We start from the raw sequence: 18,386 nt of genomic DNA, 5'->3' as shown, positions 1-18,386 counted from the left end.
ACAATGGCAATGCGTTCTTTGCCTCGGCCGGTCGCAATTCGACCTGTCAGGGGTACGTCGGGGCGGCCACGGCGCTGGCGCTCTGCAGCCGCGCCGCCTTCGCCTTGCTGCGCATCTGCCACAGCGAATGGCACAGCAGCGCCAGGATGAGGATGGAGCCGCCGACCAGTGTCTGTCCGGAGGGCTGCTCGGCGAAGACGATCCACACCCAGATCGGCGCCAGCACCGTTTCCAGCAGATAGAACATCCCGACCTCGGGCGCGGACAGATATCGCGGTCCCGTGGCAAGGCACCAGAAGGCGAGCGGGATCATGACCAGCCCGTTGAAGAGGATAAAGGCTGGCTGTTCGATCTGCAGTGAGCCGCCGGGAAGCATTAGAAGCCCGGCCAGGCCGGGCACGATGGCGGTCACCAGCGGCACGAAGCCCATGTCGGCACCGCTTTTTCGGCTGATGGTGATGGCGCTCGCAAGCAGGAAGGCGGAGCAGGCGGCCATCGCATCGCCGAAGAAGTTGCCGCTCTCCAGCCCGTCATGGACGATCAGCACGACGCCGCAGACCATCGCCGCCATGGTCGCAAGCGTGGCGTTCGACGGGCGCTCGCCGAGGAAAAGCCATGAGAGAAGGGCAGCGAACATCGAGGTGAAGGCCAGGATGAACACGACGTTGGCCGTGGTCGTGTTGAAGACCGCGAGCATGAACGTGAGCGAGTTGATGCCGTACAGCACGCCGGCGGCAAGGCCGGCACGACCCGGGATCAGCGGCAGCGGACGATGCAGCAGAAGGCGCAAGACCGACCAGACGGCCATTGCCACCAGAAAGGTGGCGATGCTGCGCACGGCAAGCACCGACCACACCTCGCCGTGGGCCGAGCGGATCAGGGGAATGTCGAAGGAAAGGGCCAGGCCGCCGATTGCGGTGATCATCAGGCCTTTGCGATGCAGGCTGGGGTCTTGCACAGGTGTCACGCGGAAATCCGATTCTCAGTCCGAACTTCCGCCATCATAGCGTTCCCAGCCGCGCGCCATCAGGTGCTCCTGCGGCAAAAACTTTGTCTTATAGTCCATTTTTCGCGAACCCTTCACCCAGTAGCCGAGATAGACGTGCGGCAGCCCCAGCGCCCTGGCGCGGCGAATGTGATCGAGAATCATGAAGGTTCCGAGCGAGCGTTGCTGCTCGTTTGGATCGAAGTATGAGTAGACCATCGAGAGCCCGTCGCCCATGCGGTCCGTCAGGGCCACTGCGATGAGCTCGCCCCGGGGGCGCTCTTCAAGGCCGGCGCCTTCTGTGCGCTTGCGATATTCGATGACCTTGGTGTGGACATGCGTATCCTCGACCATCATCGCATAGTCGAGAACCGACATGTCCGACATGCCGCCCTTCTGGTGGCGGCGGTCGAGATAGCGGCGAAACAATGTGTACTGTTCGCTGGAGGGCTCGGCTGGGTATTCGTAGCCGAAGAGATCGCGGTTCGCAGCCTGCACGCGCCGCATCGAGCGCCTCGGTTCGAACTCGTTGACGAGGATCCGCACCGAAATGCACGCCCTGCAGGTTTCGCATGCCGGCCGGTACGCGATGTTCTGCGACCGGCGGAAACCGCCCTGCGTCAGCAGGTCGTTGAGCTCCGGCGCGCGCTCGCCGACGAGGTGCGTGAAGACTTTCCGCTCCATTTCGTGCGGCAGGTAGGGGCATGCAGCCGGAGCCGTCAGGTAGAATTGGGGGGCGGGGGTTGTCTGGGTATTCATGTTTTCGGCGCGCGACTCCAACCGGCCTGACTGACAATACTAGCATGGCGCAGTTAAGGAAAAGGTCAACCTGTTCGGAGAGCTAGTACCGGCGTTGCCAATACTCTTCACGAGCCTTCCGGTCGGGGGCGGGCCGCCCGGAAGGGCGGCGGCCGCAACGTTCAGCTGCCGATTGTTCAGAAGCCCGAGCGCCGGACGACGACGGTGCCGAGAAGCAGGTCGTGCAGCAACCGGCTGCGATCGGTGAAAAGGCCGATCAGCAGGATGAAGGGCGTGAGCAGGGCATTGCCGAGCCAGAACAGCACGAGATAGACGACGGAGGTGAGAAAATCCATCGGCCGCCCGTCTACGCGCATCACGGCTAGCCCCATCACGTTCATCCCGACGCTCGCCTGGTTCGGTCCGCCGATCGTCAGGCCGAAATAAAGCATTGCGACGATGACGAAGAGCGCCGGATAAAGCATCCAGCCAAGGCCCAGCGTGATGATGCCGAGGAAGAAGACGATGACAGCCGCAGGCACCCAGAGAAGGGCCACGATCGCATAGTCGATCAGAAAGGCGAAGATCCGTCGGGACAGCACGCCGCGATAGGCGCGCCAGTCCGTGCTCGGCAGACGAACCTCGTCATAATTGCTCATCGAATGGCTCCTGTGTTCACTCATGCCACTGATATGGGAATTGCGGGCGCAAAAGCAATAAAGTCGGCTTGCCCCAAGCCATGCGGGTGAATTGCGCGCAGACCGTCAGCCCTTCTTCGAAAGCTGCCGGGCGACCTCGACGGCGAAATAGGTCAGGATGCCGTCGCAGCCGGCGCGCTTGAAGGCGAGCAGCGTCTCCATCATCACCCGGTCTCCGTCGATCCAGCCGTTCATGGCCGCAGCCTTGATCTGCGCATACTCGCCGGAGACCTGATAGGCGAACACGGGAAGGCCGAACGCTTCCTTCATCCGAAAGCAGATGTCGAGATAGGGCAGGCCCGGCTTGACCATCAGCATGTCCGCGCCTTCCTCCACGTCGAGCGCAGCGTCGCGGATCGCCTCGGTGCCGTTGGCGGGGTCGATGTAGTAGGTCTTCTTGTCGCCTTTCAAGAGCCCGCCAGTGCCGATTGCCTCGCGGTACGGCCCATAGAAGGCGGAGGCGAACTTGGTCGCATAGGACATGATGCCGACGTTCTGGTGCCCGGCGGCGTCGAGCGCCTGGCGGATCGCGCCGATCCGTCCGTCCATCATCTCCGAAGGCGAGATGATGTCGGAACCGGCATCGGCCTGGACGACGGCGGCCTTGGCCACCTGCTCGACCGTTTCGTCGTTGACGATCTCCGCGCCGCGCAGGATGCCGTCATGGCCGTGGCTGGTGAAGGGATCGAGCGCCACGTCGGTGATCACGCCGATCTGCGGCACATGCTTCTTCAGCGCGCGCGTTGCCTCGTTGATCAGGTTGTCGGCGGCAAGGCTGTTGGAGCCTGTCTCGTCGCGCAGGCGCATCTCGATGTTGGGAAAGGTTGCGAGCGCCGGCACGCCGAGGTCGGCGGCTTCCTTCGCCGCTTCGACGAGACGATCGACGCTCATGCGGTTGACGCCGGGCATCGAGGGGATCGGCTCCACCACATTGGTACCGGGGATGACGAAGACCGGCCAGATCAGGTCGTCCACCGTCAGCCGGTTTTCCTGCACGAGACGGCGCGTCCAGTCCGCCTTGCGGTTGCGGCGCATCCGCCGATGGCCGGTGATCTGGTCGACGACATTGGTCATGGAACTGTCCTTGCATGTTTTGCGTGCTCATAGCACGTCGGGACGGGTTACCAGAAGGCGTTATCGGATGCGAATGCGGCACAAGGCCGCTTGCCAGGCGCGTTGCTGCCTGGGCGGAAACCGAAATCGATCCGGCGCAACGGGTTCGGATCATCGAACATCGGTATTATGCCCCGGCGGGGGCTGCTATTGTCTGCCCATGGCTTCTGATTCCCCGAATGTACCGAGATGGACGCTGACCGATACGCTGTATGTGACGTTCCTGCGCGTGATGGCTGCCGTCTGCCTGTGGTTCGCCCTTCAGTATTGGGCGATGCTGACCGGTTATTCGCTGGAGGGGAGGGGGCGCTTCGACCTGCTGCCGCCGGCGTGGAAGGCGGCGTCCACGGCGCTGGCGATGATGTTTCCGGTGGCGGCGGTCGGGCTCTGGCTTCTGGCGCCCTGGGGGGCGGTCGTCTGGGTGCTCGCGGCGGCGACGGAAATCGCGATGCACGAGTTCTATCCCTCGATTTTCGGGATCAACCGGCTATTGGTGATCGCCCACATCACCGTGGCCGTCATCTACGTTCTTTTCCAGGCTGCGCTCTTCCTGCAGCGGCGCAAGCAGACGCGGCAGGTAAGGACTGATTTACCCTGAGACAGGGTGGCGCACCGGTAAGGCGCTGTTAAGGCTGCGGTTTAAGTAGAATTTTAGACGCATTCGATAGGGTCTCACTCAAGGCGGGAAAACAGACACCGCCACCAAAACAGTGAGGCAGAAAATGAACACGAAGCTTAAGCCGCAGGCGGTCGCAGTCGAAACCCACGAAGATGCGATCCGCAACCTGTACATGGAATCCCTTCACCTCGTCGAGCGTCTGCACCGCCGTCTGCTCGACGTCATCAAGGACGAGTTCGACCGCGCCGGTCGTTCCGACGTCAACGCCGTCCAGGCGCTGCTCCTCTTCAACATCGGCAATTCCGAGCTGACCGCCGGCGAACTTCGCTCCCGCGGCTACTACCTCGGCTCGAACGTTTCCTACAACGTCAAGAAGCTGGTCGATCTCGGCTTCATCAACCACCAGCGCTCGCGCGTCGACCGTCGCTCGGTTCGGATCAGCCTGACCGAGAGCGGCCAGGAAATCGCCGAGACGGTGGCGAAGCTCTACGACCGCCACATCGGCTCCATCCAGAAGGTCGGTGGCATCGGCGAGAACGAGTTCAACGAGATGAACCGTCTCCTGCAGCGCCTCGACCGCTTCTGGAACGACAGCATCCTCTATCGCCTGTAAAGCATTCGGCCCGATCGGGCGGTCAGCCAGTGTCAAAACCGGATGCGCAGACCTGCGCGTCCGGTTTTCCTCTATTGGGAGTGGCTGAATACAAGTGCAGGCCATCACGCGCGCGTTACCCGCGCCAGCATCCCCGCGACACGCTTTGGCCATATTGCTATGAGACCGGAAGCTATGGCCGCAGGCATGCGCCCTCCGCATGGCCGGTTTCCGTTTGTTAACCCTGTTCGTATTAGGTTCCGTGGGATATGGGCCTTTGGTGGTTCGATGTTCGTACGGGCGAAGGCCGATATTGCGGCCGGGTAGAGAATGGTAGGATAGATGTCTCGCAAGATCGGAAATGATGTGTTTTCACGCCGCACTTTCCTGCGTTCCGCAGCAACGCTTGGGGCTGCTGCCGTGGCAGGTTCCGCCGGCGCGCAGACCGCGATCGACGATATCCTCAACGCTCCCCGCCGCGGCAACTGGGACGACCAGTTCGACGCGAAGGCCTCGCGGACGGCGACGGCTGTCGTTTCCAACAATCCGATCTTCGGCCCCGGCTCGGCCGGCCATATCCAGCAGGCGATCTTCGACTACCAGGGCATCGTTTCCAATGGCGGCTGGCCGATGGTCAACGCGCCGGGGAAGCTTGAGCTCGGCACCAGCGACCCGTCGGTGCAGCAGCTGCGCCAGCGCCTGATCATTTCCGGCGATCTGCCGCGCTCCGCCGGCATTTCGAACGCCTACGATTCCTATGTCGACGGCGCGGTCAAGCGCTTCCAGGCCCGTCATGGCCTGCCGGCGGACGGCGTGCTCGGCGAATACACCCTGAAGGCGATGAACGTGCCCGCGGATGTCCGGCTCGGCCAGTTGCAGACCAATCTCGTGCGCATCCAGGCGATGTCCGGCGATCTCGGCCAGCGTTTCGTGATGGTCAACATCCCGGCCGCCTATATCGAGGCGGTGGAGAACAACCGCGTGGCGCTTCGCCACACCGCCGTCGTCGGCAAGATCGACCGCCCGACGCACGCCATCAATTCCAAGATCTACGAAGTCATCCTCAACCCGTACTGGACCGCGCCGCGCTCGATCGTCGAGAAGGACATCGTGCCGCTGATGCGCAAGGATCCGACCTACCTGACGCGCAACTCGATCCGCCTGATCGACGGGAAGGGAACGGAAGTGGCGCCGGAGACGATCGACTGGTTCGCCGACAAGGCGCCCAACCTGATGTTCCGCCAGGACCCGGGCAAGATCAACGCCATGGCTTCGACGAAGATCAACTTCCACAATCCCAACAACGAGTACATGCACGACACGCCCTCGCAGGGCCTGTTCAACAAGCTGATGCGCTTCGAATCGTCCGGCTGCGTGCGTGTGCAGAACGTTCGCGACCTCGTCACATGGTTGCTGCGCGACACGCCCGGCTGGTCGCGGCAGGAGATCGAGCGCGTCATCTCCACCCGGCAGAACACGCCGATCAAGCTTTCCCAGGAAGTGCCGGTCTACATCGTCTACGTCACCGCCTGGTCGGCCACCGACCGCGTCGTGCAGTTCCGTGACGACATCTACGAGCGCGACGGCGTTGCCGAGCTGGCGCTGCAGACCAATATCGGCGTCGAGCCGTCGGCCGGGTCGGTAGAGCAGGACTTCCTGCCGCAGTAAGCCTGTTCGCCATGTCTTTGGGGGCCGCGCAACCGAAGGGTTTGCGCGGCCCTTTCGTTTCTGGTTTCCGGTGCGGCCTGTCGCTTTTATTTCCCGGTCGGGCTGGAAATGGCGCAATCGGCACAGCGGATATTGCCCTTGCCATGCGAGGACGATAAACACCGTGCCACCGTCTCACAGGAGCCTCGAGGATGAGCCATTCTTCCACCACCGAAGCATTCTTCTCCCGCTCGCTTGCCGATACCGATCCGGATATCTTCGGCGCGATCGAGAAGGAACTCGGCCGCCAGCGTCATGAGATCGAACTGATCGCGTCGGAGAACATCGTTTCGCGCGCGGTGCTCGAAGCCCAAGGCTCGATCATGACGAACAAGTATGCCGAGGGCTACCCGGGCAAGCGCTACTATGGCGGATGCCAGTTCGTCGATATCGCCGAGGAGCTCGCGATCGAACGCGCCAAGAAGCTGTTCGGCGTCAACTTTGCCAACGTCCAGCCGAATTCCGGCTCGCAGATGAACCAGGCCGTGTTCCTGGCGCTGCTGCAGCCGGGCGACACCTTCATGGGCCTTGACCTGAATTCGGGCGGCCACCTGACCCATGGCTCGCCGGTCAACATGTCCGGCAAGTGGTTCAACGTGGTCTCCTACGGCGTGCGCGAGGGCGACAACCTGCTCGACATGGAAGATGTCGCGCGCAAGGCCGAGCAGCACAAGCCGAAGTTGATCATCGCCGGCGGCACCGCCTATTCGCGCATCTGGGACTGGAAGCGCTTCCGCGAGATCGCCGATTCGGTCGGCGCCTATCTGATGGTCGACATGGCCCACATCGCCGGCCTCGTCGCCGGCGGCCAGCATCCTTCGCCGTTCCCGCACTGCCACGTCGCCACGACGACGACGCACAAGTCCCTGCGTGGCCCGCGCGGCGGCGTCGTTCTGACCAACGACGAAGAAATCGCCAAGAAGATCAACTCGGCCGTGTTCCCCGGCCTGCAGGGCGGCCCGCTGATGCACATCATTGCCGCCAAGGCTGTCGCCTTCGGCGAGGCGCTGCAGCCAGAGTTCCAGGACTATGCGGCCCAGATCGTCAAGAACGCCAAGGCGCTGGCCGAGACGCTGATCGACGGCGGCCTCGACATCGTCTCCGGCGGTACCGACAACCACCTGATGCTGGTCGACCTGCGCAAGAAGAACGCTACCGGCAAGCGGGCCGAGGCTGCGCTCGGCCGCGGCTACATCACCTGCAACAAGAACGGCATCCCCTTCGACCCCGAAAAGCCCTTCGTCACCTCCGGCGTCCGCCTCGGCACGCCGGCCGGCACGACCCGCGGCTTCAAGGAGGCCGAGTTCAGGGAGATCGGCAAGCTGATCGTCGAGGTCCTCGACGGGCTGAAGGTCGCCAACTCCGACGAGGGCAATGCCGCCGTCGAAGCCTCCGTCCGGGAGAAGGTCGTCAAGCTGACCGACCGTTTCCCCATGTATCCCTACATGTAAGGACGGACATGCGCTGCCCCTATTGCGCCTCGGAAGATACCCAGGTGAAGGATTCCCGTCCTGCAGAGGACGGGACCGCCATCCGCCGCCGCCGCATCTGCCCGGATTGCGGCGGCCGCTTCACCACCTTCGAGCGGGTGCAGCTGCGTGAACTGATGGTGCTGAAGAAGACGGGCCGCAAGGCCCCCTTCGACCGCGACAAGCTGATGAAGTCCTTCGAGATCGCGTTGCGCAAGCGGCCGGTCGATCGCGACCGCATCGAACGTGCGGTCTCTGGCATCGTCCGCCGGCTGGAGAGTTCGGGCGAGACGGAGATATCGTCGGAACAGATCGGCCTGCAGGTGCTGGAGGCGCTGAAGGCGCTCGATGACGTGGCCTTCGTCCGCTACGCCTCCGTCTACCGCGACTTTTCCCACGTCGACGATTTCGAGAAGACGCTGTCCGAAGTCGCGGCCAAGATCGCCCGCGACCCCGGCGACGAGGCCTGATCATGGCGGTCGCGGCGGAAGACGAGCGCTTCATGGCCGCCGCGATCCGGCTGAGCCTGCGCAACCTCGGCAGGACGGGAACCAATCCTTCCGTCGGTTGCCTCCTCGTCAAGGACGGGGCCGTCGTTGCGACGGGCGTCACCGATCTTGGCGGGCGGCCGCATGCGGAGCGGGTCGCGCTGGCCGAGGCCGGCGAGGCGGCCCGCGGTGCCACCGCCTATGTCTCGCTCGAACCCTGTTCCCATTACGGCAAGACGCCGCCCTGCGCCGAAGGCCTGATCGAGGCGGGGGTTGCCCGTGTCGTGGTCTCCGTCGTCGATCCGGACGAGCGCGTGTCGGGCAGGGGGATTGCCATGCTCGCCGCCGCCGGGATCGAGGTCGAGACCGGCGTGCTGGAGGGTGAAGGGCGCCGCGCCCTGGCCGCCTACCTCATGCAAAAGATCAACAAGCGTCCCTATGTGACTCTGAAGCTTGCCGTTTCCTCCGATGGTATGCTCGGCCGACTCGGCGCGGGGCAGGTGGCCATCACGGGACCGGTAGCGCGCGGGCAGGTACAGATTCTGCGCGCCGAGAGCGATGCGATCCTCGCCGGTATCGGTACGGCGCTGGCCGACGACCCCGAACTGACCTGCCGGCTTCCGGGATTGCAGGATCGCTCGCCGATCCGCATCGTTCTGGATCAGGATCTGCGGCTGCCGCTCTACAGCAAGCTGGCGCTGACGGCGCGGGAGGTGCCGGTCATCGACGTGGCCGGCGAACCGCCGCGTTTTGACGATGCCGCCGACCGTTCGTTTCTGGCGCGCCGCGAAGCACTGGACGAGGCGGGAGTCGAGGTGTTGCAATGCGATCCGCGCAATATCGCGACCCTTTTGGCGGCGCTTTCCTCGCGCGGGATATCCTCGCTCCTGGTCGAGGGCGGAGCGACGGTGGCGGCGAGCTTCCTTGACGGGGGGTTCGTCGACCGGATCCACCTTTATTCCAGTGCCGATTCCATTGGCGAAAACGGCATCGCATCCCCACTTGTGCCGGGCGCAGTGCCGCCGGGTTTCACGCTGCGCCGCACGATGCGCCTCGGAACCGATTTGCTGGAAGAATACGAAAGAGACTAACGATGTTTACAGGAATCGTAACGGATGTCGGCACGGTCGAGCGGCTCGAGCCCATGAACGAGGGCGTTCGCCTGCGCGTGCGCACCGCCTATGATCCGGCAACCATCGATATGGGCGCTTCGATCTCCCACGCCGGCACCTGCCTAACGGTGACGGCGCTGCCGGACGAGGGCTCCAACGAGCGCTGGTTCGAGGTCGAAGCCTGGGAAGAGGCATTGCGTCTGACCACGATCGGTGGCTGGCGGCCGGGAACCCGCATCAACCTCGAGCGCTCGCTCAAGATCGGCGACGAACTCGGCGGCCATCTCGTTTCCGGCCATGTCGACGGCAAGGCCGAAATCCTGGCGGTAGAGGCAGAGGGCGACGCCACCCGCTATACGCTGCGCGCGCCCGCCGGCCTCGAACGCTTCGTCGCGCCCAAGGGGTCCGTCGCGCTCGACGGCACGTCGCTGACGGTCAACAAGGTTGCCGGCGACGTTTTCGACGTGCTGCTCATCCGGCACACGCTGGAAGTCACCACATGGGGTGAGCGCACAGTCGGCGACTTTGTCAATTTTGAGGCCGACACCATGGCGCGCTACGCCGCCCGCCTTGCGGAATTCCCCGCTGCGCCGACGAGCTAGAACGTTCTAGATCGTTCGTCCAAGGGTCGAAGCCCTGCTCCCCCCACCAACTTTGGTGGTAGCCCTACCGCTAAAGTAACCGACCTTGGTCATTCGAAGTAATACGGGCAACCGTTGTTACAGTGGAAGGCCATGGGCATGTATATTTCTTTATATGACTCCTTGCGGCAGGATATCGAAGTGTAAGTGGTGAATCCGTAAATTTAAAGGCAAGGAGAGAACGATGTCTTCAAAGAGTAAGCGGCCCTCCCAGCTAAATCGGGCTCGACGTAACTTCCTCGGTCTGGCTGCCTCCACGGGGGCGAAAGCTGCTGCAATGGGCGTTCTGGCTTCCTCGATCGTACCCGGCCACGCCTGGGCACGTCGTGGCGGCGGTCGTCCCGGCGGTGGCCGTCCCGGTGGGGGGCCTCGCTGCTTCCTGCAGGGTACGTCCATTTCGACGCCCGACGGGGAAGTCCGCGTGGAAGAACTCCGCGTCGGCGACATGGTGAAAACCGTTCGCGGCGAGAGCATGCCCATTCGCTGGATCGGGCACCAGACCTTCAAACGTTTCGGCCCGACCTGGAACAGCGACGTACTGCCGATCCGCATCGCTCGTCATGCTCTGGACGAGAACACCCCGCGTGCGGACCTTTACGTCTCGCCCTATCACAGCCTGTATGTGGACGGCGTCCTCATCCAGGCCAAGGATCTGGTGAACGGTTCTACGATCGCACCGGCCCTTCCGGCCGGCTATGAGGCGGTGGACTACTACCATATCCTGCTCGACAGCCATGAAGTCGTGCTCGCCGAAGGCGCGCCGGCCGAAACCTTCCGCATCGAGGCGGCCAACCACGAAGTGTTCGTGAACTTCGCGGAAGTCGACAAGGTGATGCCGATGGCTGCCGTAACCGTCATGGCACCGTTCGCGCCGATCGTGCGCAATCGCGGCCGCGACCATCTGAAGGCCTTGCTACGGAGCGCCGTGCTGCCGTTCGCAAAGGTCCACGACCCGATCGGCGATGCCCAGGAACGCTTTGCCGCCCGCGCGCAGGCGCTGGCTGCCTGACGGGATTGCTGACCGGATTGCGCGCCGGGGCAAGGCGCGCATCTCCTGACGTTGCCGGGGCTCGCGCTTGCAGGTCCCCTTGAAACCGGAGCAGCCGTCCAGGCGGCTGCTCCTCGTTGAACATGCGTAAATGCGCCGAAGCAGTCACGGAGACGGTCCGTCGTCCTCTGCGCCCGGCTCCCCCTCCCAATAGTCGACCGCGCCCTGCGTCCGGCCGACATACCGGAACTCGACCGGGCCTCCGGCAGCGGGCCGGGTCTTTGCCAGGAACTTTCCGGAATCGGGGTATTCGCAGATCTCGGTGGCAGCCATCGTGGATATGGAGAGATATTTCAGCACCGTCTGCCCGGTGTTGATCAGGTTATGTGCCGTTTCCGGTCCGCCTGCAGGCGCGCCCAGCACGTCGCCGGGACCGACTTCGTGGCGCTGATCGCCGAAGCGGTAGGTGCCGGTGCCCTCGAGGATGACGAACAATTCCTCCTCGACATGGTGGTTGTGGAAGGGGCAGCCGGATTTTCCTGGCGGCACTTCTCCGTAGCCGATGCCGAGATCCTTCAAGCCGAGCAACTGACCGATGGCGACGTCGCGCGATTCGAAGAACGCCCCATTCGTCCAGTGGTCGAGTTTAAGCCTTGTCGGGTTGACGACGGGCGTGCGGGTTTCTGTCATGGTCTGGTGTCTCCGGTGGCAGGTTCGGGTGTCGCATGGCGAAGATCGGCGCTATGGAATGACGAGCATATGTTGGCGATGCGGCACAAGACGGGCTTGCGCGCCTCGCCGCGCGAAAATGTGCGAATTTCCTTGCCAATGGCGCCCGGTCGTGGTTTGACCGCCGCTCTGCCGCGACGATCCGCGTGCCTTTCCTTCCAACGTTCGGGTGACCCATGGCAAATGCTGAAACCCCTCATATCCTCATCGTCGAGGCGCGCTTCTACGACGACATGTCCGACGCGCTTCTGGACGGCGCAAAAGCCGCCCTCGACGCGGCAGGGGCGAGCTACGACATCGTGACCGTGCCCGGTGCGCTCGAAATCCCCGCTGCGATCTCCATGGCGCTCGACGGCATGGATTATGGCGGCACCGAATACCACGGGTTCGTGGCGCTCGGCATGGTGATCCGTGGCGAGACCTACCACTTCGACATTGTTGCCAACGAATCCTGCCGTGCGATCATGGATCTGAGCGTGAGCGAAAGCCTGCCGATCGGCAACGGTATCCTGACGGTGGAAAACGACGAGCAGGCCTGGGCGCGTGCCCGCCGCTCCGAAGGCGACAAGGGCGGCTTTGCCGCACGCGCGGCATTGCGCATGATTGAACTGAAGAAGAAACTGGGCGGCGTATCGTGACCAAGGACAAATCGGACCAGCCGGTGAAGCAGGCGAACCAGCGGGGTGCGGCGCGCCTCGCCGCCGTTCAGGCGCTTTACCAGATGGAAATCGGCGGCACGGGCGTTCTGGAGATCGTCTCGGAGTTCGAGGCGCATCGTCTCGGGCAGGAAGTCGATGGCGACACCTATCTCAAGGCGGACGCCTCCTGGTTCCGTTCGATCGTCGCCGGCGTCGTGCGCGACCAGCGCAAGCTCGACCCGTTGATCGGCGCAGCACTGCAGGACGACTGGGCGCTTTCGCGGCTCGATGCGACCGTGCGCGCGATCCTGCGTGCGGGTGCTTTTGAACTGATCGAGCGCCGCGACGTGCCGGTCGCGGTGATCGTCACCGAATACGTCGAGATCGCCAAGGCTTTCTTCGAGGACGAGGAGCCGAAACTGGTGAACGCGGTGCTGGACCGCATCGCAAAGCAGGTTCGGGCCTGATCGAAAGCGTGTAGGGGGCGGGACATGACGGTGGCGGTGGAAGGTCTGGAGCGCGAGCTTTCAGCGGCTCGCCGGAACGTCTTCCTGCTGGCGGCCGCGCAGGCGATCCTGGCCTCGGCCGGCCCCATAGTCTTCTCCGTCGGCGGTCTGGCCGGATATGAGCTTCTGGGCGAAGACAAGTCGCTGGCAACGGCGCCGCTGACGGGTTTCAACATCGGCGTGGCGCTCGGCGCGGTGCTGGTTGCGATCCTCGCCCGCGCGCTCGGCCGCACCTATGGCTTCATTTCCGGCGCCGTGCTTGGCGCCTGCGGCGGCCTTCTTGCCGCGATCGCGCTGTTCCGATCCGAATTCTGGCTGATGGCGGCGGGTTTCCTGCTGGTCGGGATTTCCGCCGGCTTCGCCCAGAAGATCCGCTTTGCCGCAGCCGACGCCTCGCCCTCGTTCTACAAGCCTCGGGCGATTTCCTGGATCCTTGCCGGCGGGGTCATCTCCGCCATCCTCGGCCCGCAACTGGTTATCCTGACCAAGGACCTGTTCGAGCCGGTGCTGTTCGCCGGCGCTTTCGTCGCAATCGGGCCGCTGTTCCTGTCGACCATCGTGCTGTTCCTGCTTCTGCGCCTTCCGGACGTCTCGGCGGCGAAGTCGGCAGCCTCTGCGCCCGCCCGCCCGCTGGGCGAAATCGTTCTCAGCCAGCGTTTTCTGACCGGAATGGTCTGCGGTATCGCAAGCTATGCGCTGATGACCTTCATGATGACGGGCGCGCCGCTCGCCATGGTCATCGGCTGCGGCTTTTCCCCCGAACTCGCCACGCTCGGCATCCAGTGGCACGTGCTGGCGATGTTCGCGCCCAGCTTCTTCACCGGCATGCTCATCCAGCGCTTCGGAACGGAGAAGGTGGTAGCGGCAGGGCTGTTGACGCTGATGGCATGCGCGGCGATCGCCCATGCCGGCATCGAGCTCTGGAATTTCTGGGGCGCGCTGATCCTGCTCGGCATTGGCTGGAATTTCGGCTTCATCGGCTCCACAGCGATCGTCGCCTCCAGCTATCGCCCGCACGAGGCCGACAAGGTGCAGGGCTTTCACGATATCGTGCTCTTCGGCACGGTGGCATTCGCCTCGTTCTTTTCCGGCAAGGTCTTCAATGCCTACGGCTGGCAGACGATCAACCTCGTCTTCTGGCCAGTCACCGGCATCTCGCTGTTCCTCGTTCTGATACTGCTCTACCGCCGCCGGGCGCAGGCGCGCTGAGCCGTCCTGCAAAGAAAATAAGCCCTTCGCGCCAATGTGATCAGCCCGCGGCGTCTTGACGCGGCCGATTCGCACTTGCACTCTGCCCCTGTCGTCAACCGCCCGTATTGTGAGGAGGCAAGCGGGCCGCTGGCGTTTTTTATGGCCGCGTGCTGGGAAATGCGGCTTCACAGGAGGAAATAGCGAAATGGCCATACTATTGGGCGTTATCGCATGCGGGTTGCTCTCGGTGGTTTATGCCATCTGGGCAACGCGGTCGGTGCTTGCCGCCGATCAGGGGAACGCCCGCATGCAGGAAATTGCAGGCTATATCCGTGAGGGGGCTCAGGCCTACCTGACCCGTCAGTACAAGACCATCGCAGTTGTCGGCGTCGTCGTTTTCATCGCCGCCTGGCTTCTTCTGTCCCCGTCCGCCGCCATCGGTTTTCTGATCGGCGCCGTTCTGTCCGGCGCAGCCGGCTTCATCGGCATGCACGTCTCCGTCCGCGCCAACGTGCGCACCGCCCAGGCCGCTTCGGTCAGCCTGGCCTCCGGCCTCGAGATCGCCTTCAAGTCAGGCGCGATCACCGGCATGCTGGTGGCCGGCCTCGCATTGCTCGGCGTCTCGATCTACTTCTGGATCCTGACGGCCGTTCTCGGCCATGAGCCCGCCTCGCGCGAAGTGATCGATTCGCTGGTTGCGCTCGGCTTCGGCGCCTCGCTCATCTCCATCTTCGCCCGCCTCGGCGGCGGCATCTTCACCAAGGGTGCGGACGTCGGCGGCGACCTCGTCGGCAAGGTCGAGGCCGGCATTCCCGAAGACGATCCGCGCAACCCGGCGACGATCGCCGACAACGTGGGCGACAATGTCGGCGATTGCGCCGGCATGGCGGCCGACCTGTTCGAGACCTACGCGGTGACGGTCGTCGCCACGATGGTGCTGGCGGCGATCTTCTTTGCCGGCACCCCGCTGCTTGCGACCGCCATGGTCTATCCGCTGGCGATCTGCGCCGCCTGCGTCATCACCTCGATCGTCGGCACCTTCTTCGTCAAGCTCGGCACCAACAACTCGATCATGGGCGCCCTCTACAAGGGCCTGATCGCAACCGGCGTACTGTCCATCTTCGGGCTGGGTCTTGCGACGTGGCTGACGGTGGGCTGGGGGTCGATCGGCACGGTCGGCGGCGTCGACGTCACCGGAACCGGTCTCTTCCTCTGCGGCCTGGTCGGCCTCGTCGTGACCGCCCTGATCGTCGTGATCACCGAATACTACACCGGCACCAACAAGCGCCCGGTCAATTCGATCGCCCAGGCATCGGTGACCGGACACGGCACCAACGTCATCCAGGGGCTCGCCGTCTCGCTGGAATCGACGGCGCTGCCGGCGCTCGTCATCGTGGGCGGCATCATCTCCACCTATCAGCTGGCGGGGCTCTTCGGCACGGCGATCGCAGTCACCGCGATGCTCGGTCTTGCCGGCATGATCGTGGCGCTCGACGCGTTCGGTCCGGTGACCGACAACGCCGGCGGCATCGCCGAAATGTCGCATCTGCCGCCGGAAGTGCGAAAGTCCACCGACGCGCTCGATGCGGTCGGCAACACCACCAAGGCCGTGACGAAGGGCTATGCCATCGGCTCGGCCGGCCTCGGCGCACTGGTGCTGTTCGCGGCCTATTCCAACGATCTGGCCTACTTCGCCGCCAACCCGGACAAATATCCGTATTTCGCCGGTATCGGTGAGATATCGTTCGATCTGTCGAACCCCTATGTGGTGGCGGGCCTGATCTTCGGCGGCATGATCCCGTATCTCTTCGGCGGCATCGCGATGACCGCCGTGGGGCGCGCGGCAGGTGCAATCGTGGAAGAAGTGCGCAAGCAGTTCAAGGAAAAGCCGGGCATCATGCTGGGCAAGGACAAGCCGGACTACGGGCGGGCCGTCGATCTTCTGACGAAGGCTGCGATCCGCGAGATGATTGTGCCCTCGCTGCTGCCGGTGCTGGCACCGATCGTCGTCTATTTCGGCGTCCTCCTGATCTCAGGCTCCAAGGCTTCGGCCTTCGCTGCGCTTGGTGCCTCGCTTCTGGGGGTCATCGTCAACGGCCTCTTCGTTGCGATCTCCATGACGTCGGGCGGTGGCGCGTGGGACAATGCGAAGAAGAGCTTCGAGGACGGCTTTGTCGACAAGGACGGCCATCGCCACATGAAGGGTTCGGAAGCGCACAAGGCCTCCGTCACCGGCGACACCGTGGGCGACCCCTACAAGGACACTGCCGGCCCGGCAGTGAACCCGGCGATCAAGATCACCAACATCGTGGCCCTGCTGTTGCTGGCGGTTCTCGCCTGAATTTCCGATGCGCTGAACATGGAACCGCGGGGTCTTGCCCCGCGGTTTTTTCATTCTCAATCTGGCTGCATTTACTGAGGCTGCTGGCTCAGCGCGTTGCGGATCGCCGCGTTGGGGTCCGCACCGCCCTTCAGCAACTGGCCGAGGAAGGTCTGTTCGACGCCCCCGGTCGGCGTCGTGCGCGAGATCATGTCGAACGGAACGCCGTCCTTCATCGTATAGTTCGCCAGCCTGTCGACATTGCCGTCCTTGTTGAAGTAGACGGCAAGGATGCTTTGCTCGATCAGCTTCGGCTTCATGAAGGCGACAGGGCGGGAGCGCTTCTGCGAAATGTAGTAGAAGACCTCAGTGTCGAAGGTCGCCGTCGTCGAAGGCGTCCCGAGCGACAGCAATACCTGTTCGCGGGAAGAGCCGACGGGGGCGAGCGCAAGCGTCTGCTGGTCGACCACATAGCCCTGGTTCAGGACTTCGCCCGTCTGGCAACCGGCGAGCAGGGCGGAGGAAAGCGTAATGGCAATGGCAGTGCTGCGCAGCAAATTCATATCAGTCCCAAAATACCGTCTCTTCAACGACAATCCCCTTGAGGCTAAGATGGCCCGCAAGCCATTGCAATTCGTGGATGCTTCGGTAAACCAGCTTCGGCTGTCATGCAACACGGCTGGGGCAGCCCATGCCCTTTCAATCAGCCAAAACTAGGCGTTATGATGATTTTCGGCCTGTTCAAGAAAAAAAATTCGAACCAGCGCATCGTCGAGCGTCAATACGCCCATCTGACTGCGGCCGCTCGCCAACCTCGTCTCTATGAAAGCCTCGGCGTGCCCGATACGGTCATGGGACGGCTGGAAATGCTTTCCGCCGTTCTCATCCTCTACTTCCGCCGCACGCGTGGTTCGGGGAGGTCCGGGCAGGAGATCGCACAGCAGATCGTCGACGCCTTCTTCCAGGACGTCGACCACTCCATACGCGAACTCGGTATCAGCGACGTGGGTGTACCGAAGCGGATGAAGAAACTGGCGGGGCGCTTCTATGGCCGCCTCGAAGCCTATGCAGCGGCGCTTGATGCTTCTGACGAGGAAGCACTTGCGCAGGCGCTGAAACGGAATATCTATCCCGATGATACCGAATCCGCCCCGGACATGCAGGGCTTGGCGCAATATCTCTTTGCTGCCGAGGCTCACCTTGCCGCGTTGGACGAGTTCGTCATCGAAACCGGAGATGCGCAGTTGCCTCCGCCAGGAACTGCCGCCTGAGCCGGCTGTGTCCGCAAGGAAACGACAATGAAACATCATGAAGACATGCCATTCTCCTATCTCGTGAAGGTGGGGCATATCTCCTCCAATCCGGTGATCGTGACGATTGACGCCACTGCCGCGGAGTGCAAGGCGTTGGCGCGGCAGTGGGACATCGTCGGCGTCAACGCGTTTTCCGCCGAGTTCGAGGTCAAGCGCTGGAAGAAGGACGGGGTGCGCCTGAAGGGGCGGGTGAGGGCGGATATCGTCCAGACCTGCGTCGTGACGCTGGAGCCGATGGAGGCAAAGATTGACGAACCGATCGACGCCATCTTCGTGCCGGAAGGCTCCAAGCTCGCCCGTGGCCCGATTCTGGAAGGCGGGGAGATGCTGCTGGATCCCGATGGACCGGACAGCCCGGAAACCTTCCAGGGCGATGCGATCGATGCCGGCGCCGTGGCCGCAGAGTATGCGGCGATGGCGATCGACCCCTATCCGCGCAAGGAAGGCGTGGCTTTTTCCGCCCATGTGGAGAGCACAGAGGCGGATGACGGAAAACCGTCGCCTTTTGCCGCGTTGAAGGACTGGAAAAAGACCTGAAT

At 63.4% G+C, this 18,386-nt stretch carries 20 protein-coding genes; 14 read left to right on the top strand and 6 right to left on the bottom strand.

Annotated features, from left to right (window positions below):
• Nucleotides 1–46: 46 nt before the first annotated feature.
• The 4 genes from CRO48_RS10720 to hemB all read right to left on the bottom strand — a co-directional run bounded on the left by CRO48_RS10720 (nt 47) and on the right by hemB (nt 3,495).
• A complete protein-coding gene (locus CRO48_RS10720) occupies nt 47–967 on the bottom strand; it encodes a DMT family transporter (RefSeq protein WP_097139016.1) in 921 nt (306 codons plus the stop codon).
• A 15-nt stretch (nt 968–982) separates the two neighbouring features.
• The gene (locus CRO48_RS10715; protein WP_097139014.1) at nt 983–1,744 is read right to left on the bottom strand and encodes an arginyltransferase; all 762 of its coding nucleotides are present in this window, start codon (nt 1,742–1,744) and stop codon (nt 983–985) included.
• Between the two features lie 176 nt (nt 1,745–1,920).
• A complete protein-coding gene (locus CRO48_RS10710; RefSeq protein WP_407071912.1) occupies nt 1,921–2,406 on the bottom strand; it encodes an RDD family protein in 486 nt (161 codons plus the stop codon).
• 81 nt (nt 2,407–2,487) lie between these two features.
• Nucleotides 2,488–3,495 (bottom strand): porphobilinogen synthase, encoded by a 1,008-nt coding sequence (hemB, locus tag CRO48_RS10705; protein WP_097139010.1) that lies wholly within the window; start codon nt 3,493–3,495, stop codon nt 2,488–2,490.
• A 199-nt stretch (nt 3,496–3,694) separates the two neighbouring features.
• Between hemB and CRO48_RS10700 the strand changes: the two genes are divergently transcribed.
• The 8 genes from CRO48_RS10700 (at nt 3,695) to CRO48_RS10665 (ending at nt 11,171) form a co-directional block, all read left to right on the top strand.
• The gene (locus CRO48_RS10700; protein WP_097139008.1) at nt 3,695–4,132 is read left to right on the top strand and encodes a DUF6163 family protein; all 438 of its coding nucleotides are present in this window, start codon (nt 3,695–3,697) and stop codon (nt 4,130–4,132) included.
• Nucleotides 4,133–4,256: 124 nt separating this feature from the next.
• Nucleotides 4,257–4,766: a transcriptional regulator LdtR gene (gene ldtR / locus CRO48_RS10695; RefSeq protein ID WP_097139007.1), complete on the top strand. Its 510-nt coding sequence runs from the start codon at nt 4,257–4,259 to the stop codon at nt 4,764–4,766.
• 321 nt (nt 4,767–5,087) lie between these two features.
• On the top strand, nt 5,088–6,413 hold the full coding sequence (locus CRO48_RS10690; RefSeq protein ID WP_097139005.1) for a L,D-transpeptidase family protein: 1,326 nt from the start codon (nt 5,088–5,090) through the stop codon (nt 6,411–6,413).
• Between the two features lie 191 nt (nt 6,414–6,604).
• Complete coding sequence (gene glyA / locus CRO48_RS10685; protein ID WP_097139003.1) at nt 6,605–7,903, top strand: serine hydroxymethyltransferase; 1,299 nt, start codon at nt 6,605–6,607, stop codon at nt 7,901–7,903.
• A gap of 8 nt (nt 7,904–7,911) precedes the next feature.
• On the top strand, nt 7,912–8,391 hold the full coding sequence (nrdR, locus tag CRO48_RS10680; RefSeq protein ID WP_097139001.1) for a transcriptional regulator NrdR: 480 nt from the start codon (nt 7,912–7,914) through the stop codon (nt 8,389–8,391).
• A 2-nt stretch (nt 8,392–8,393) separates the two neighbouring features.
• Nucleotides 8,394–9,500 carry a bifunctional diaminohydroxyphosphoribosylaminopyrimidine deaminase/5-amino-6-(5-phosphoribosylamino)uracil reductase RibD gene (gene ribD, locus CRO48_RS10675; protein ID WP_097138999.1) on the top strand — a complete coding sequence of 369 codons (1,107 nt, stop codon included), beginning with the start codon at nt 8,394–8,396 and terminating at the stop codon, nt 9,498–9,500.
• A gap of 2 nt (nt 9,501–9,502) precedes the next feature.
• A complete protein-coding gene (locus CRO48_RS10670; RefSeq protein ID WP_097138997.1) occupies nt 9,503–10,123 on the top strand; it encodes a riboflavin synthase in 621 nt (206 codons plus the stop codon).
• Between the two features lie 223 nt (nt 10,124–10,346).
• The gene (locus CRO48_RS10665) at nt 10,347–11,171 is read left to right on the top strand and encodes a Hint domain-containing protein (RefSeq protein WP_097138994.1); all 825 of its coding nucleotides are present in this window, start codon (nt 10,347–10,349) and stop codon (nt 11,169–11,171) included.
• 144 nt (nt 11,172–11,315) lie between these two features.
• Here CRO48_RS10665 and CRO48_RS10660 read toward each other — a convergent pair whose 3' ends face one another.
• On the bottom strand, nt 11,316–11,840 hold the full coding sequence (locus tag CRO48_RS10660) for a cupin domain-containing protein (RefSeq protein WP_097138992.1): 525 nt from the start codon (nt 11,838–11,840) through the stop codon (nt 11,316–11,318).
• Nucleotides 11,841–12,055: 215 nt separating this feature from the next.
• On the opposite strand from CRO48_RS10660, the gene ribH reads away from it, so the two are divergent.
• The 4 genes from ribH to CRO48_RS10640 all read left to right on the top strand — a co-directional run bounded on the left by ribH (nt 12,056) and on the right by CRO48_RS10640 (nt 16,555).
• The gene (gene ribH / locus CRO48_RS10655; protein ID WP_097138990.1) at nt 12,056–12,517 is read left to right on the top strand and encodes a 6,7-dimethyl-8-ribityllumazine synthase; all 462 of its coding nucleotides are present in this window, start codon (nt 12,056–12,058) and stop codon (nt 12,515–12,517) included.
• Nucleotides 12,514–12,984 (top strand): transcription antitermination factor NusB, encoded by a 471-nt coding sequence (gene nusB / locus CRO48_RS10650; protein WP_097138988.1) that lies wholly within the window; start codon nt 12,514–12,516, stop codon nt 12,982–12,984. Before ribH ends, nusB begins: the two co-directional genes overlap by 4 nt.
• 24 nt (nt 12,985–13,008) lie before the next feature.
• Nucleotides 13,009–14,232: an MFS transporter gene (locus CRO48_RS10645; RefSeq protein ID WP_097138986.1), complete on the top strand. Its 1,224-nt coding sequence runs from the start codon at nt 13,009–13,011 to the stop codon at nt 14,230–14,232.
• 187 nt (nt 14,233–14,419) lie between these two features.
• On the top strand, nt 14,420–16,555 hold the full coding sequence (locus CRO48_RS10640; protein ID WP_097138984.1) for a sodium-translocating pyrophosphatase: 2,136 nt from the start codon (nt 14,420–14,422) through the stop codon (nt 16,553–16,555).
• Between the two features lie 71 nt (nt 16,556–16,626).
• Here CRO48_RS10640 and CRO48_RS10635 read toward each other — a convergent pair whose 3' ends face one another.
• The gene (locus CRO48_RS10635; RefSeq protein ID WP_407071911.1) at nt 16,627–17,124 is read right to left on the bottom strand and encodes an outer membrane protein assembly factor BamE; all 498 of its coding nucleotides are present in this window, start codon (nt 17,122–17,124) and stop codon (nt 16,627–16,629) included.
• Between the two features lie 78 nt (nt 17,125–17,202).
• Here CRO48_RS10635 and CRO48_RS10630 point away from each other — a divergent pair, with 78 nt between their 5' ends.
• The gene (locus CRO48_RS10630) at nt 17,203–17,805 is read left to right on the top strand and encodes a ubiquinol-cytochrome C chaperone family protein (protein WP_097138980.1); all 603 of its coding nucleotides are present in this window, start codon (nt 17,203–17,205) and stop codon (nt 17,803–17,805) included.
• Nucleotides 17,806–17,832: 27 nt separating this feature from the next.
• Nucleotides 17,833–18,384, top strand: a complete 552-nt coding sequence (locus tag CRO48_RS10625; RefSeq protein ID WP_097138978.1) for a YceD family protein — start codon at nt 17,833–17,835, stop codon at nt 18,382–18,384.
• The last annotated feature ends 2 nt before the right edge of the window (nt 18,385–18,386 follow it).

It is taken from the genome of Rhizobium subbaraonis (genome assembly GCF_900220975.1).
GTDB classification, from domain to species: Bacteria; Pseudomonadota; Alphaproteobacteria; order Rhizobiales; family Rhizobiaceae; genus Mycoplana; species Mycoplana subbaraonis.
Note: the sequence above shows the minus strand (reverse complement) of the source record. Positions and strands in the feature narration are given on the sequence as shown.